The organism is Pandoraea cepalis (assembly GCF_902459625.1).
GTDB lineage: Bacteria > Pseudomonadota > Gammaproteobacteria > Burkholderiales > Burkholderiaceae > Pandoraea > Pandoraea cepalis.
The window spans coordinates 592174-607543 of sequence record NZ_CABPRY010000001.1; the positions used below are offsets into that span (position 1 = coordinate 592174).

15 protein-coding genes and 1 pseudogene are annotated in these 15370 nt (G+C 65.5%); 13 read left to right on the forward strand and 3 right to left on the reverse strand.

The window, feature by feature from the left end; all coding sequences use genetic code 11:
• Positions 1-41: 41 nt before the first annotated feature.
• Together PCE31107_RS02645 and PCE31107_RS02650 are read right to left on the reverse strand one after the other, a co-directional pair.
• Positions 42-1073 (reverse strand): annotated as a pseudogene (locus PCE31107_RS02645) (type III pantothenate kinase); the annotation flags it as partial.
• Entirely contained in the window at positions 1070-2068 is a 999-nt protein-coding gene (locus tag PCE31107_RS02650; RefSeq protein WP_150606332.1) for a biotin--[acetyl-CoA-carboxylase] ligase, read from the reverse strand. The pseudogene PCE31107_RS02645 and the gene PCE31107_RS02650, both read right to left, overlap by 4 nt.
• A gap of 205 nt (positions 2069-2273) precedes the next feature.
• Between PCE31107_RS02650 and PCE31107_RS02655 the strand changes: the two genes are divergently transcribed.
• From PCE31107_RS02655 to PCE31107_RS02705, 11 genes are all read left to right on the forward strand, one after another.
• The gene (locus PCE31107_RS02655) at positions 2274-3395 is read left to right on the forward strand and encodes an MlaE family ABC transporter permease (protein ID WP_150606334.1); all 1122 of its coding nucleotides are present in this window, start codon (positions 2274-2276) and stop codon (positions 3393-3395) included.
• On the forward strand, positions 3395-4351 hold the full coding sequence (locus PCE31107_RS02660; RefSeq protein WP_246181689.1) for an ABC transporter ATP-binding protein: 957 nt from the start codon (positions 3395-3397) through the stop codon (positions 4349-4351). The genes PCE31107_RS02655 and PCE31107_RS02660 overlap by 1 nt, the downstream gene beginning before the upstream one ends.
• Positions 4341-5300 carry an MlaD family protein gene (locus PCE31107_RS02665; RefSeq protein ID WP_150606336.1) on the forward strand — a complete coding sequence of 320 codons (960 nt, stop codon included), beginning with the start codon at positions 4341-4343 and terminating at the stop codon, positions 5298-5300. The genes PCE31107_RS02660 and PCE31107_RS02665 overlap by 11 nt, the downstream gene beginning before the upstream one ends.
• Positions 5300-6172, forward strand: a complete 873-nt coding sequence (locus PCE31107_RS02670; protein WP_150606338.1) for an ABC-type transport auxiliary lipoprotein family protein — start codon at positions 5300-5302, stop codon at positions 6170-6172. The genes PCE31107_RS02665 and PCE31107_RS02670 overlap by 1 nt, the downstream gene beginning before the upstream one ends.
• A gap of 13 nt (positions 6173-6185) precedes the next feature.
• Entirely contained in the window at positions 6186-7358 is a 1173-nt protein-coding gene (locus tag PCE31107_RS02675) for a VanZ family protein (RefSeq protein ID WP_130027672.1), read from the forward strand.
• A 197-nt stretch (positions 7359-7555) separates the two neighbouring features.
• Positions 7556-9097 carry an MFS transporter gene (locus tag PCE31107_RS02680; protein ID WP_150606340.1) on the forward strand — a complete coding sequence of 514 codons (1542 nt, stop codon included), beginning with the start codon at positions 7556-7558 and terminating at the stop codon, positions 9095-9097.
• A 166-nt stretch (positions 9098-9263) separates the two neighbouring features.
• On the forward strand, positions 9264-9593 hold the full coding sequence (locus tag PCE31107_RS02685; RefSeq protein WP_130024718.1) for a (2Fe-2S) ferredoxin domain-containing protein: 330 nt from the start codon (positions 9264-9266) through the stop codon (positions 9591-9593).
• Positions 9594-9662: 69 nt separating this feature from the next.
• Positions 9663-10292 carry an alpha/beta hydrolase gene (locus PCE31107_RS02690; protein ID WP_130024719.1) on the forward strand — a complete coding sequence of 210 codons (630 nt, stop codon included), beginning with the start codon at positions 9663-9665 and terminating at the stop codon, positions 10290-10292.
• A gap of 252 nt (positions 10293-10544) precedes the next feature.
• Positions 10545-11732, forward strand: a complete 1188-nt coding sequence (locus tag PCE31107_RS02695) for a D-alanyl-D-alanine carboxypeptidase family protein (RefSeq protein WP_130024720.1) — start codon at positions 10545-10547, stop codon at positions 11730-11732.
• Between the two features lie 2 nt (positions 11733-11734).
• The gene (locus PCE31107_RS02700) at positions 11735-12583 is read left to right on the forward strand and encodes a D-amino acid aminotransferase (protein WP_130024721.1); all 849 of its coding nucleotides are present in this window, start codon (positions 11735-11737) and stop codon (positions 12581-12583) included.
• Positions 12580-12852 (forward strand): DUF493 family protein, encoded by a 273-nt coding sequence (locus PCE31107_RS02705; protein ID WP_130024722.1) that lies wholly within the window; start codon positions 12580-12582, stop codon positions 12850-12852. The genes PCE31107_RS02700 and PCE31107_RS02705 overlap by 4 nt, the downstream gene beginning before the upstream one ends.
• A gap of 68 nt (positions 12853-12920) precedes the next feature.
• Here PCE31107_RS02705 and PCE31107_RS02710 read toward each other — a convergent pair whose 3' ends face one another.
• The gene (locus tag PCE31107_RS02710) at positions 12921-13961 is read right to left on the reverse strand and encodes a transcriptional regulator GcvA (RefSeq protein ID WP_130024723.1); all 1041 of its coding nucleotides are present in this window, start codon (positions 13959-13961) and stop codon (positions 12921-12923) included.
• Positions 13962-14061: 100 nt separating this feature from the next.
• On the opposite strand from PCE31107_RS02710, the gene PCE31107_RS02715 reads away from it, so the two are divergent.
• Both PCE31107_RS02715 and lipB read left to right on the forward strand, forming a co-directional pair.
• Complete coding sequence (locus PCE31107_RS02715) at positions 14062-14394, forward strand: DUF2917 domain-containing protein (RefSeq protein WP_150606342.1); 333 nt, start codon at positions 14062-14064, stop codon at positions 14392-14394.
• Positions 14395-14655: 261 nt separating this feature from the next.
• Positions 14656-15363, forward strand: coding sequence for a lipoyl(octanoyl) transferase LipB (gene lipB / locus PCE31107_RS02720; protein WP_150606344.1), 708 nt, complete (start codon positions 14656-14658; stop codon positions 15361-15363).
• The last annotated feature ends 7 nt before the right edge of the window (positions 15364-15370 follow it).

Below are 15370 nucleotides of genomic sequence, written 5' to 3' on the forward strand. Positions count from 1 at the left end.
ATATCGGTCATGTGGGGGACGGATGTGGCGCTCGCCGCTGCGCCGCCCTCGGCAGCCCGAAGCGCCACCTCGTATAAGCCGGCCGGTACCAGTTGATCGTGTTCGGTAACGGGCACGGTCAGGGTGTGCGCAAGCGCCTGGCGTGCGCCGCCCGCGAGCACGCAACGCACGGGTGCGCCGAGTTGTGCCTGCAATTGCGCGTGACTGCGCTCGACCAGGCCGGCTTGCGCCGCGGCGCAACCGCGCAGGATGGCATCGGTCGTGCTGCATGCAAATGCTTGTCCGCCGGTTGGCATGGTGGCGTCTAGCGTCGGCAATTGTGCGGTGCCGTGGGCAAGCGACTGGAGCATCAGTGCGGGCCCCGGGGCGATCAGCCCGCCGAGATAATCGCCGTCGGCACGCAAGGCTTCCACGGTGGTGGCCGTGCCCAACGTGACGATCAGCAGATGTTCGCCCGGCCACGCGGCGTGCGCGCCGATCAGGCTGGCCCAGCGGTCGCTGCCGAGCTGTGTGGGGACTTGATAACCATTGCGCACCCCCGCTCGCGATTCGCTGGCGCGCAAGACCTGCAGCCAATCGGCCGATGGCAGGCCCCACAGCGTTTGCAGTGTCATGCGCACGGCTTGTTCCGCGGGATCGCCCGCCACATTGGCAAGCCAGACACCCGCTGGCGCAGGGCAGACGAAGCCTTCGTCCCGTCTGCCATGGCCGGTGGCGAGCGGTGTCATGTTCGGCGCGAAGTGAGCCTCTCCCGAGCCCGACACCAGCGCGGCCCAGCCCGCGCGAATTTGCGTGGCGAGCGTGCGCCATTCGGCGTGATCGACCGCACCGCTGGCCAGAAAGGACGGCGCCGCTGCGCGCCAACCCGCTGGGCGCACGGCCGGCGCAAGCGCCCATTTGATTCGGCTGTTGCCGGCATCGACGAGCAGCCACGGTGCACCGTCAGCGCTGCTTGCGCCATGTGTGTCGAGGCTGTCGCGCGAGGCATTCGCAAGGCGGGTGTCCGCCACCGTTGCCGCAGACTTCGCGGTGTCCGCCGGTCGTTGTGGCGGTGTCTGTCGGGCGGCGCTCATCCACGGCCCCCTTGGGCATCACGCGTGCGGGAAGCATCGAGCAATCGCACGGAGACTTCTCCGCTGGCAATCGTGCGCTCGCCGTCAGGCGTCGCGACGCGCAGCCGACCTTGCGAATCGACGCCGAGCGCCACGCCCTGCAACAGATCGCGACCATTTTCGATGACGCGAATCGACGCCCCACCATAGGCGTGCATGGCTTCCCAGTCGTCACGGAAGACACCGAAACGATGCACGGCGAAGCGATCCAGCATGGTGGCGAGACGCTGGACCAATGCGATCAACACCGTCGACATATCCGGATCGACCAGCACCGATTCGAGCGCCGCCGGCGGCGTGGCCTGCACGGCGGTCGATGAGGTCGTGCCGCCGTCGGAAGGCGCGGCGTTGTCGATGCGGGCGGCCACGTCAGCGACCCGCCGAAGATTGACACCGATGCCGATCACGACGCCGATGCGCCCTGGGCCGGCCGGGAGCGTCTCGATCAGGATGCCGGCGAGCTTGCCGCCGCGCAGTAGCACGTCGTTGGGCCATTTGAGTCCGAGCGCCTGCGGTGCCGACAGCGGCAGATCCGAGAGTCCTTCCACCACCGCGATGCCTGTCGCGAGCGACAACCCGGCCAGTTCGGCCGGTCCGCCCGGCATCACATAGGCGAGCGAAAACGTCAGGCTGTCGCCCGGTACGCTCTGCCACGCGCGGCCACGTTGTCCGCGTCCGCCCGTCTGGCGCATCGCGGCGCGCAGCATGGGCGCGCACGACGCGTCCTGACGAAGGCGGGCCAGCAGATCGAGGTTCGTGGAACTCGTGGTCTCGACCACGTCGATCTGCCAGTTGCGGCAAGTGGCGGCCAGCGCCGAGCGAATTCGGTCGCCATCGAGCTGGCGGGATACGGTGTCGCGCGACGGCTCGCCACCCTCGTCGGCGGGGCGTTCAGACGAATCCGCCGCCATTGGGGCGAGGGGGGCGTTCGGCGAGGAGGGCGCGGCTTTATTCATGGTTGCTATTGTAGCGGCGAGGCCGGCGCCGCGCCGGTCTGCACTGCCGTCGTCCCCGTTTTTCGGTATTGTCCGAGGACCCAATCGGCCAGCACCACCGCGTTTTCAGCCTGCGCCGGGTTGCCATCGACTGGTCGCCCCTGTACCGTACAATGACCGCGTTTTGCCGGATTTCGACGAGTTTGTCGCCAGGAGATCGTCTGTTTTGAACCTCGATGCCGTGCCCACTCTGGAGCTGACCACCACGGCGCAAGGCCCGGTGGTCATGCTGCACGGTCTGTGGACAGCGCTCGCCCTCTCGCAGCGCAAGAAGACGCTGTTGCGCCTGGTCGATTCGCTGCCGCAGAGCGACCTGGCGTGGGACCTGACCCGCGTCGAGCGGCTCGACCACGTCGGCGCGCAGGCGCTGTGGCGTTATTGGCAACGTCGGTTTCCCGAGCGCGTCGCGCTTACGCCGACACAGCGGGCGCTCTTCGATCACCTCGCCGAATTCGATCGCTCGCGACAGAGTCCGGCGCCCACCCGCCGCCTCGATCCGATCAGCCGGCTGGGGGCGTCGCTCTTCACGCTGGGCGAGCATTTGCGCGACGGCGTCACGATGTTCGGACGCTTCGTGATCGACCTCGGCCGCGTCATTCGTCATCCGGTTCGTGCGCCATGGCTGGAGATGTCCGCCAATATCTATAGCGCCGGGGCCAAGGCACTCGGCATCACGGCGCTGGTGGCGTTCCTGATCGGCATCGTGTTGTCCTATCTGTCGGCCCAGCAACTCAAGTTGTATGGGGCGAGCACGTTCATCGTCAACATCCTCGGTCTCGCCGTGATCCGCGAACTCGGCCCGGTGCTTTCCGCGATTCTCGTGGCGGGTCGCTCGGGGTCGGCCATCACCGCCCAGCTCGGCGTGATGCGCGTGACCGAAGAGCTCGACGCGATGCGCGTCATGGACATTCCGCACGGTTTGCGGCTCGTCCTGCCGAAGGTCATTGCGCTGGCCATTGCCATGCCGCTGCTCGTCATGTGGACGAACATCATCGCGCTGCTCGGCGGCGCGCTCGCGGCAAAGTACGAACTCGGTATCGGACTGCGCTACTTCTTCACCACGTTGCCCAATGCCGTGCCCATCGCCAATCTGTGGATCGGCCTGGGAAAAGGGGGCGTCTTCGGCATGCTGATCGCGCTCGTGGCCTGCCATTTCGGCATGCGGGTCAAACCGAACACGCAGAGCCTTGGGGAGGGCACGACACAGTCCGTAGTGACGTCGATCACCGTGGTGATTCTGGCCGATGCCATCTTCGCGATTCTGTTTCGCAACACGGGGATCGGCTGATGTCCCAATCCCCCGTACCCGATCGTGCCCCAGCGCTCGCTACCTCGGCCGTCGCGGCCGTTCCCGCCGCGCAGGCTTACGCCAGCGATGTGATATCCGGCGCCGCGGCGGGTTGTCCGCCTGTGTCGTCAAGCCTGCCGGGCGATGCCGACCCGGTGATCGAGGTGCGCGATCTCACGAAGCGCTACGGTACGCACACGATTCATGAGCATCTGGATCTCACCGTACGGCAAAGCGAGATCATTGCGCTTGTCGGCGGCTCAGGCTCGGGCAAGACCACGCTGATTCGCCAGATCATCGGGCTGGAGTCGCCGACCACTGGCCACATCAGCGTCTTCGGTCACGACATCACGACGATCGATCGTCGCAGCGCGCACCTGCTGCGCCGCCGCTCGGGCATGTTGTTTCAGCGCGGGGCACTGTTCTCCGCAATGACGGTGTTCGACAACATTGCGCAACCGCTGCGCGAACTGCACACGCTCTCGGAAGACCTGATTCGCGATGTCGTGATGTACAAGCTCGAGATGGTGGGGCTGTCGGGGCGCATGGCCAACCGCATGCCGTCGGAGCTGTCGGGCGGGATGATCAAGCGCGTAGGGATCGCGCGGGCCATTGCACTGGAGCCGGAACTGCTCTTTCTCGACGAGCCCACGGCTGGGCTCGATCCGCAGGCGTCAGACGAATTCGTGGACATGGTTCGCGGCCTGCACCGCTCGCTGGGCCTGACCGTCGTCATGGTCACGCATGATCTGGACACGGTGATGATGCTCGCCACGCGCGTGGCGGTGCTCGCCGAGCGGCGGGTGCTCGTCAATGCGCCGGTGGAAGACGTGGTCCGTGTCGATCACCCGTTCATCCACAGCTTCTTCCTCGGTGAACGCGGCAGACGCGCGTTGCTGGCATTGCCTGCGGCGCGGCGCGCCAAGATTTCGGAGTTACTCGACGATGGAAAATAAATCGCACGCTTTCATGGCGGGCCTCTTCACGCTGGTGTTGCTTGCCGCCGTCGCCGGGGCGGTGTACTGGTTCAATCGCGACAACCGTGTGCGCCTTCCCTACGACCTGGTCTCGCACACCAACGTGACCGGACTCAATCCGGAATCCGCCGTGCGGTACCGCGGCCTGTCCGTCGGGAAGGTCGAGTCGATCAAGTTCGACCCGCGCACGCCTGGGCAGATTTTGATCCGCATTCTCGTGAACAAAGGCACGCCGATGACCCGGTCGACATTCGCCACGTTGAGCTATCAAGGGGTGACCGGGTTGGCATTCGTACAATTGGACGACGATGGACGCGACCGAACGTTGCTGTCGTCGTCAGAGAAGCAAGTCGCGCAATTGCAACTGCGCCCGAGTTTCGTGGACGAACTGCAGCGGCGCGGCAACAACCTGGTGCATCAGCTCGAAGAGGCAACGTCCTCGGTCAATACGCTGCTGTCGCCCGACAACCGGCAGGCCATGCTCGATTCGATCAACAGCGTGAAGGCCGCGGCGCAAAGCGTGGATCGCGTGGCGCAGCAGCTCGAGCCCGTCACGGCGCAGTTACCCGACACCGTGCGCGAGCTCACCGGCACGCTTGCCGGGGCCCATCGTCTGACCGATCAATTGACCGATCCTCAGGGGCCGCTCGTGCGCAACCTGGATAGCGTGGGACGCGCGGCCGATCAGGCGGCGTCGAGTCTGGCGGCGTTCCAGGGAACGATGGAAACATTCGAAGGGTCGCTGCAACAGGAAGCGCTGCCGCGCCTGAACACGCTCTCGGACGATTTGCGCTTCACGACGCAGGCCGTCGGGCAAGCGGCCGAGACGATCAATCGCAATCCGCGCGCACTGCTCTTCGGCACGTCGCCACCGCCACCCGGTCCGGGGGAAGCGGGGTTCTCGTGGCCCGGCGGAGGACGTCAATAATGCGCAACACCGTCATGCAAGGGGATATCGAGATGATTGAGCCGATCGACGCGGTCAACGCCAACGAGGTAGCCGTCGCGCCTCGCGGCGGCGAGCGTGCGCGTGCGCTCGCCGCCGGGTGGCTTTGCGCCGCCGCGGTTGTGCTGGTGGCGGGGTGCGCCGCCCCGGCACCGTCGGCCTCGTTGACGCGCTTCGATCTCGGCCCGCCGACGATCCCTGCCGCGTCGGCCAATGTCGCTGCCAATGCCAGGGACACTAGCGCCAACACCGCCGCCAACACCGCCGCCAACACCGCCGCCCCGGCATCGGACGTGGCCGCGACCGGTGGCCTGCGGATGTCGCCGCTGAAAGTGGTGGTCAATGCGCCAAGCTGGCTCGACGTCGACACGATCTACTACCGCTTGCCCTCCAGCGATGGCGATCAGGCGCGCGGGTATGCGAACAGCCGATGGCTGGCGTCGCCCGCGCGGCTCTTCGGGGATCGGCTGCGCGCGGCGTTGTCGGTCGACAGGCCGGTGCTGGCGGCAGGCGATCCGACCGCTGCGCCAGCGCTGCGCGTGGAGATCGAAGAGTTTGCGCAGTACTTCGACAGTGCGTCGACAAGCCACGGCGTTGTCCAGGTGCGCGCCACGTTGTTCGATGGACCGAAGCTGCTCGCGCAGACGACGTTACGTGCGCAGGCCCCCGCTGCGAGTGCCGACGCAGCCGGCGGCACCCGCGCGCTTGCCGCGGCCAGCGACGCGGTGCAGACGCAACTGATTCAGTGGCTTGCCGGGCGCGTGCCGGCACCGTCGGCTACGGCCGGGACAGCGGCACGCGCCCGGCCGTCGTTGCCTGCCGCGTCGTCGGCCCCGGGCGCGACAGCACGATAGGCTCGTGCCGCCGATGACCGATCAGGACATCAAACCCTGGCAACGACGCGCTTCGCCGCTTGCGCGTCAGGCGCTGCTGTGCCTGATACTGCTGATCGCCTATGCGAGCCTGTATCCGTTCGAGTTCCAGCGTGCGGCCGTGGGGCCGTTCGACTATCTGTTCGCGCCGTTACCCCGCTGGATCACGCAGTTCGACGTGATCACCAACGTGCTTGGATACCTGCCGCTGGGCATGTTGACCGTGCTGGCCCTGCATCCGGCCTGGCGGGGTGTGCGCGCCGTCGTCGCCGCCTTCGTGCTCGGCGCATTGCTTTCCGGTGGTATCGAGGCGTTGCAGACGTACTTGCCGACGCGGGTGGCGTCGAATGTCGATCTCGCCACGAACGCGCTCGGCGCACTCATCGGTGGCGCCATCGCGGTGCCGCTCACGAGCCCGTTGCTCGATCGGGGATGGCTGCGGCATTTGCGCTTCGCATGGTTCGAACGCCACGCGAGCCTGCTGCTTGTGTTGCTGGCCCTGTGGCCGTGGGCGCAGGCTTACCCGCAGCAGTTTCTCTTTGGCGATGGCGATCTGGTGCGCCAAATATGGCTCTGGCAGGATCCCGACGTCACCGGTCTGGTGATCGACTGGGTGCCGCGCTTGGGGCAATTGCAGGACTACCTTTCCGAACTCGATGCCGTCGCCAGTCATGCCCTGTGGGAGACGGTGGTGAGCGCCAGCGGTACCGTGCTGGCCGGGCTGCTCGCCACGCTCGCGATGCGCCGGACGGCACCGCGTGTGCCGTTGTTGTGTGCCATGTTTACCAGCGCGTTCGCGATCAAGGCCATCGCGTCGGCGTGGCAGTTCTCGCCCGCGCAGGCATTCGACTGGGTGACGGCGGGCGCCATTTACGGTGTGGTCATCGGCGCGCTGGTGTTGCTCGTCGCCGGCCGCGGACCGCGTGCGCTGCGCGGGGCCGTCGCGCTGGGCGCGCTTGTCGTGCTGCTGGTGTTCGTCAATCTGCTGCCCGCGAATCCATACTACGAGGCGGCGCTCCAGTCTTGGCGGCAAGGCCGCTACGTTCACTTCAATGTGCTGGCGCGCTGGCTCGCCTGGACATGGCCGTACCTCGTGCTGATCTACCTGCTCGCGATGTTCGATCCGAGCCACCGCGGCCCCGCCCGCACCGCTGGCGTGCGGCGCTAAGGTCCCCCCGGCCTGGACGAACGGCTTGTTGAGTGGCGCATTGTTGCCAAATCGGCAATAGCGTATTGGCCGCCATCCCATTGGTCCGCAAGCCGGCAACGCCTAGACTCCCATGTAAGGCACGCTGACACTCGGTGTGTCATGACCGCCCGGCATCTTCAGGCAGATCCCGGGCGGTTTTCATTGGCGAGGCGAAGATGAATTCCTGGGGATTGCGGTTGGCACACACGACACGGCAGCGCGTGTTGATGGCCGTGATTGCCGCCGCCACAGGCATTGAAATGCTGGAGAACGGCATGTTCGTGTTCGCGTCGTCCCATATCGCGGGCGGCGTCGGTGCCGCCCCCGAAGAATACGCGTTTGTCTCGACGCTCTACGCCGTGGCGGGGATCCTCGTGATTCTCAAGCAGCGCTGGCTGGCCTCGCGCCTGGGGTATCGCGCGTTCCTCACCGGCGCGCTCACGCTCATGGCGTTTGGGGCATGGCTGTGCGGCATGGCGCACACGTCGACGCAGCTCGCCGTCGCACGTTTCGTGCTCGGGTTGGGTGCGGGGTCGCTGTTTACCGCCAGCCGAATTCTCATCAACCTGTGTTTCGCGCCGGAGCTTCGGCTGAGGGCGTTGCGCTTCTTTACCTACGGCTTCTTCGGCGGACAAATCTCCGCGCCACTGCTCGCCAGCTATCTCGTCGATCACTTCGTCTGGTCGTCGGTGTTCTTCGCCGTCGTGCCGATCGCGCTCGCGGGGGCGATCGCCTCGTGGCTCGTGATCCCGGACTTCCGCGAGCGCTTGCGCGACGAAGGCGAGTTTGAAATGCGTGGCATCGTGTTCTTCGCCGCCGGCGTGCTGTTCGTCGAAGTGATGATGCAGCGCTCGCGCTTCGACTTCTTCTCCGATCCGCTGCATCTGGTCGAACTCTGCCTGGTGGGGGCGATCTGCGCGATGGGCTACATGTGGCATCAGTATTCGCATCACAAGCCGCTGATCGATTTTCGCGTGCTGGTGCGCAATCCGGCCTATGTGCTGGGACTGGGCGGCTATGCCGTGTACTACTTCTTTTCGTATTCGACGTCGTATCTGTTCCCGATCTACATGCAGCAAGGGCTCAACTGGAGCGTGGAGCACACCGGCTATCTGCAGGCCGTGGCGTCGGTGACGAGCCTCGTTGTGGCCGTGATATACACCGTCGCGCGTCCGAAGTTCGTGCAACTCAAGCCGTTTGTGCTGCTCGGTTACTTGTGCCTGCTCGGCTATGCCTTCCTGCTCTCGCAAAGTTATCAGGGCGTGTCGAGTCAGTGGCTGCTCCTGCCGATGGTGCTGAGCGGGCTCGGCGGCGTGTTCGCCATGATTCCAATTGCCGAGCTGACGTTTCGCGGTATGGACGAGTACGTCTTCCAGCACGGCTATCAGACGAAGAACATCGTGCGCCAGTTGGTGAGCTCGATGTCGGTGTCGGTAATGGCCGTGCTGATGCAGGACCGGCAGGCGGTCTTCATGCATCAACTCACGCCGTCGATGACGCCGCTCAACCCGGCGTACAACGCGGCCGTCTCACAAGCGCAGCAGGCGTTCGGCGCCAGTGTCGATGCGACGACCGCCGCGCACATGGCGTCGGCCTGGGTGGGCGGCCTCGCGTCGCAACAGGCGCTCGTGCTTGCCTGCGTGAACGTGTTCTTCGGCTTCGCGTGTCTGGCGGCGCTCTGCGCCGTCTTCATGGCCGTGCAGCGACGCCTGCGCTAAGGGCAGGGCGCGCGCCGCCCTGCGCAGGACGAGACGTCCCGGATTTCGCATTTCCCTATGTTCCGCCATGCGGTGCCCGGTGAGCGCACCGGGGCCGTCCCCGCAAGGCCCCGGCAGGTCGGTTAGAATGGCCCGCAATACGTTGCCACTCCGCCAGAGCCCCGACATGGCCACCCAGCCGCAGTACTACCAGCATCACGTGTTTTTCTGCCTGAATCAGCGCGAACCCGGCGCCGATCGCCCGTCCTGCGCCAACTGCAACGCGCAGGCGATGCAGGAGTACGCCAAGGCCAAGGTCAAGCAACTCGGCCTGGCCGGTCCCGGCAAGGTGCGGATCAACAAGGCCGGGTGCCTCGATCGCTGTGAGCAAGGGCCTGTCGTGGTGATCTATCCCGAAGGGACCTGGTACACGTATATCGACGAATCCGATATCGACGAGATCGTCGAAAAGCATCTGGCGCAAGGCGAGATCGTCGAGCGTCTGCTGATCGACTGATCCCGGCGACACAGACATGGCCCCGCGCACGGCGCACGGCCCTCGCCGCACTTCAGCCCACCATCGCTCATGAACGCCCAGACTGAACGCTTCACCATCGACGGCCCGGTCGGCGCCATCGAAATCGCCATCGACCGTCCGGCCGGCGCGCCGCGCGGCATCACGCTCGTCGCCCATCCGCACCCGCTGTTCGGCGGCACGCTCGACAACAAGGTCGCCCAGACGCTCGCCCGGGCGTTCGTCCAGCTCGGCTACGCCGTGGTGCGCCCGAATTTTCGTGGCGTCGGCAAGTCGGCGGGCGAGCACGACAAAGGCATCGGCGAGCGCGACGACTTGCTCGCCGTAATCGACTGGATGCGCCGGCAACCGGGCTGGGAGACATTGCCGCTCGCACTCGCCGGTTTCTCGTTCGGCACCTTCGTGCTCTCGCATGTCGCGAAGACGCTGGAGGCGGCGGGGACCGCCGCGCAGCGTCTGGTCTTCGTGGGCACGGCGGCGAGCAATTGGGAGGTGGCGACCGTACCGGCCGACACGCTGGTCATTCACGGCGAACTCGACGATACGGTGCCGCTGCAATCGGTGCTGGACTGGGCGCGTCCCCAGACGTTACCCGTAGTGGTCGTTCCCGGCGGCGAACACTTTTTCCACGGCCTGTTACCCCTGCTGAAACAGCTCGTGGTCGACGCGTGGCGTCATTGATACACCCGGGGCGAATTTCGGCCGATTTCCACCGTCGAGGCCCGCCCCGCTGGGGACGTGAAATCACGACGGGTATAATTCGACCCTGAACCTTGTCATGCCGCGTCGGGTCTATGGTTCCGACAGGCATGGCTCCGGCGCTCCGGCGCCGCCGTCTTCTTCGCTGTGCCGCGCGCTCGTCAACGTGTCGGCGGCACGGCGTTTCTTCAAGCGCAGATGCCCCTGAGCCTCACATCGTTTTCCTCATCGCCCATGAAATTCAACGCTTCGCTGTCCCGTGCCGCCGCTGCCGCGGCGCTCGTCGCTTGCGGCTCGCTTGCCTCGCTTCCCGCTCGTGCCCAACAGATTCCGCCGCCGCCGATGTCGGCCACGGCGTGGACGATTGTCGACGTCAACAGTGGTCAGGTGCTGGCCGCCGGTAATGCGGATGCGCGCGTGGAGCCCGCGTCGCTCACGAAGATCATGACGTCCTATGTGATCTTCGAAGCCCTGCGCGACAAGCGCATTTCGATGGAGCAGACTGTCATTCCGAGCGATTCGGTTCGCAAGGTGGGTCGCGACGAGTCGCGCACGTTCATCGAGGCGGGCAAGCCGGTTTCGGTGCACGATCTGATCTACGGCATGATCGTCCAGTCGGGTAACGACGCGTCGATCGCGCTGGCCGAACTCGTCGGCGGCTCGCAACAGGGCTTCGTCGAACTGATGAACCGCGCGGCGCAGCGCATGGGGCTCAAGCACACCCATTACGCGAACGTCGACGGGCTGACCGATCCGCAGCATTACACGACCGTGGCGGATATCGCGGCGGCGTCGACGCACCTGATTCAGGACTTCCCCGAGTACTACAAGATTTACGCGGAGAAGAGCTTTACGTACAACAACATTCGCCAGCCGAACCGTAATCGGCTGCTGTACCTCGATCCGACGGTCGACGGCTTGAAGACCGGCCACACGAAGGAGGCGGGATACTGCCTCGTGGCGACGGCGTCGCGTCCGATGCCGGGGGCGGCGGGCGTCAACCGCCGCGTGTTGTCCGTGGTCGTGGGCGAGCCGACCGAGCGCGCGCGCGTGCAGGACAGCCTCTCGGCCCTGAACTATGGCTACCAGAACTTCGACACGCTGCGTGTGTACGGCGCCAATCAGGTCGTGGCCACGCCCAAGGTCTGGAAGGGCAAGGACAGCGAGCTGAAGATCGGCGTGAAGAAGGACACCTTCATCACCGTGCCGAAGGGCACCGCCGACAAGATCAAGCCGCAACTCGAACTGCGTGAGCCGCTGATCGCGCCAATCGCCAATGGTGCGCAGGTCGGTACCGTCAAGGTCATGGCCGACGGCAAGTCGCTGGCCGAATTCCCGGTTGTGGCCCTCGCCGACGTTGCGCAGGCCAGCTTCGTCGGCCGCGCATGGGACGCGCTGCGCCTGATGTTCGTGAAGAAGTAAGCATGGATAACCCCACCGTCTGGCTTAATGGCGACCTGATCCCGCTCGGCGACGCGAAAATCTCCGTCCTCGATCGGGGTTTCCTGTTCGGCGACGGCATCTATGAAGTCGTGCCGGTCTATCGCGGCAAGCCGTTCCGGCTTGCGCAGCATCTGGACCGGCTCGAGCGCAGCCTCGCCGAGATCCGCATCGCGAACCCGTACACGCGCGCCGAATGGGAGGCGCTCTTCGCGCGCCTGTCGGCCACGTGTTCGGCCGATCCGCACAGCGTCTACGTGCAGGTCACGCGCGGCGTGGCACCGCGTCAGCACACATTTCCGAAGGACATCGTGCCCACGGTGTTCGGCATCGCAACCCCGCTCACGCTGCCCAGCCGCGAAAAGGTGGCGCAGGGCGTGGGCGCGGTCACGCATGAAGATCGACGCTGGCTGAATTGCCATATCAAGTCGACGTCGCTGCTGGGTAACGTGCTGATGGCGCAGTACGCCGCCGATCACGACGTTCAGGAAACAATACAGTTCCGTGACGGGAATCTGACCGAGGCGTCGTCGAGCAACGTATGGGTCGTCAAGGGGGGTGAAATGTTCGCACCGCCGCGCGACAATCGTATTCTGGAAGGAATTCGCTACGGCGTGCTCGAAGGTCTTGCACGCGAATGCGGCATCCGGTTCCATGAGTGCCCGGTCAGCGAAGCGGACGTGCGCAACGCCGACGAGCTGCTCATCACGTCCGCGACCAAGGAAGTGCTGGCGGTCGTCACGCTTGACGGCAAGCCCGTGGGCGATGGCACGCCGGGCCCCGTCTTCCAGGCGCTGTATGCCGCGTATCAACGCGCCAAGGAGGCACTGTGACCCTGGAAAAGAAGGAAAGCCTGCTTGAGTTTCCGTGCGACTTTCCCATCAAGGTGATGGGGGCGACGCAGGACGGTTTCGCCGACGCCATCGTGGCATTGCTGCGAGAGTTCGATGCCGAATTCGACGCTGCGACCGTGGAGATGCGCCCGTCCAGCACGGGCAAATATCTCGGCCTGACCGTCACGGTGCGCGCCCACTCGAAAGCCCATCTCGACGATATCTATCGCGCGTTGACCGGGCATCCGATGGTCAAGGTGGTGCTGTAAGCGTGCACCGCGTGTGAGGCGCAGGCGATGCACGCATGCGCCTCACGAACGCGCTTGCGGCGCACCCATCACGCGTGCGTCGGTGCGCCGTCGTCGGGCGGCGATGAAGCCGTGAGCCCGGGTTGGATGCCCGGTGCGGTCTCGCCCGCAGTGGTGACCATGTCGGCCTCCCAGTCGACGGACGTCGGGCGCGCCGGGCGGCGCTGCATGTCCTTCACCGACTCGAACGCCTTCAACTCTTCCAGAAACCACGTTCTGAACGCCTGAACACGCTGCGTTTCCAGCACGGCGGGCGGACACACGAAGTAATAATCCCAGTCACACGGCGTATCGACGTCGGACAGCCGGACAAGGCGTCCCGCCATGATGTCGCCCACGGCCAGCGAGCGGCGTACGAGCGCCAGCCCCTGGCCGACGATGGCCGCTTGCGACAACATGCCGGAATCTTCGTACATCATGCCCTGCGTCGGCTCGGGCAGATCGAAGCCCGCCGCCGCGAACCACGGCGCCCACGGCTCGCCTTCCGAGCGCAGCAACGTGCTGCGGCGGAATTCCTCCGCCGTTTGCGGCAGATGCCCCTGGTTGTATGACGGGCTACAGGCCGGGAAAAACACATCGTCGAGCACTTTCTCAATGTGCAGCCCGGGCCAGTTGCCCTTGCCCATGCGCAGGGCGACGTCCACATCTTCGCGCTCGAAGTCGATCAACTGGGCACTGCACCGCAACTCCACTTCCAGCTCCGGATGCCGGTCAATGAAGCGCCCGATGCGTGGTGTGAGCCACCGGCTTGCAAACGACGGCATGGTGGTCAGTACCAGCCGCCGCTCGCTGCGCGTGCCCGCTTGCAACTTGCGCGTCGCCTGGGCAATGTCGCCGAGCGCGGTACGGATCGACGCGGCGTACTGGCGTCCCGCCGGCGTGATGCTGATGCGTTTGCCGTTGCGCGCGAAAAGCGTCGTCCCCAACTCCTGCTCCAGCGCGCGAATCTGATGGCTGATGGCGCCGTGCGTGACGAACAACTCTTCTGCCGCGCGCGAGAAGCTTTCCAGGCGGGCCGCCGCCTCAAAGGCGCGCAGGGCGCTCAGGTTGGGAAGTCTCCGAATATCCATGTGAATTTTGTTAGCAACGCCGTGAAAATATGTCGTTTGGTGCAGCGCCTGCCAGTCCCTATGATTCAGTCATTGTCTCGCACTGAGTGGGGGTCGTAAAATGCAAAACAATTTAACAAAGGTGCAGTACTTCTACGGTATCCGCCCCGGGGACGTCATCAGCCTCGACCTGCATCACGAGCATACGCTGGTGGCACGCGGCGCGTCGGTTTGGGTGACGCGTGCAGGCGATCCGCGCGATTACTGGCTCATGCCCGGTCAGCGTCTCGCCGTCGAGCCCGGCCGCCGTTACTGGGTGTCGTCCGACGGGGTGGCGGAAGCCGAGCTGCAGCGCGAAGTGGCGCACCGTTTCTCACTGGTTCGTGTGCTGCGCCGGTGGCTCGCCGGGCGCCGGGCATCGCGCGCAGCGAACGCTTGCGCGGCCGCCGCCTGACGAACGCCGGTCGTGGGTCCGGCGCGCAGGTTTGGCGCCCGGGGTCATCGACATCGCGCGCCCCTTGGCCTTCGTTGCCGACGGGCGCGCGTTTCATTCCAGAGGGTGACGTCGACGTCGTCGATGTGTCAATGGAATTCACAACAATCTGTGCGATGAGCGGAATGCCGGCAGAGCGAAACTACGCCGGAAAAGTCGCCATCTCGCGCCCGGGGGCGTGGCTTCGAGCACGTCTGTGCAGGTTTCGTTAAAATTGCGGGCATGACCTCCCCGATCGAAGTGTGCTGGCGCGGCACCGAAGACTACGCCGCGTCGTTCGACGCCATGCGCGCGTACACCGACACGCGTGGCGCGCACGGCCCCGACCAGCTCTGGATCGTTCAGCATCCGCCTGTCTACACGCTTGGACTGGCCGGCGACCCCGCTCACTTGCTCGTTTCGAATACCGGTATTCCGCTCGTCAAGGTCGACCGTGGAGGCCAGATCACGTATCACGGCCCGGGACAGGTGGTGATTTACCTGCTCGTGGATCTGCGCCGGCGCAAGCTCGGCGTGCGCGAAATGGTGCGTTTGATCGAGCAGGCGGTGATCGACACCCTGGGCGCGTATAATCTCGAGGTTGAGCGTCGGGCCGGCGCACCGGGAATCTATGTGAGCCCAGGCGACGGTGCCAAAGCGCATGCCGGTGCGAAAATCGCCGCGCTCGGGTTGAAGATCCGCAACGGATGCAGTTATCACGGCGTGTCGTTGAACGTTGCGATGGATCTGCGGCCGTTCGACTGGATCAATCCGTGCGGCTATGCCGGCCTGCAAACCGTAGACATGGCCACGCTCGGCGTGGCCCCGCGCTGGGACGAAGTGGCCGCGCGACTGGCGCAGCAACTCGGCCATCATCTCGAACAGCACACCGCGTCGGCCGAAGCCGCGCCGCAGGCCGATCCGGCCCCCAGCGCAAACGCCGCCGCCTGATTGGACG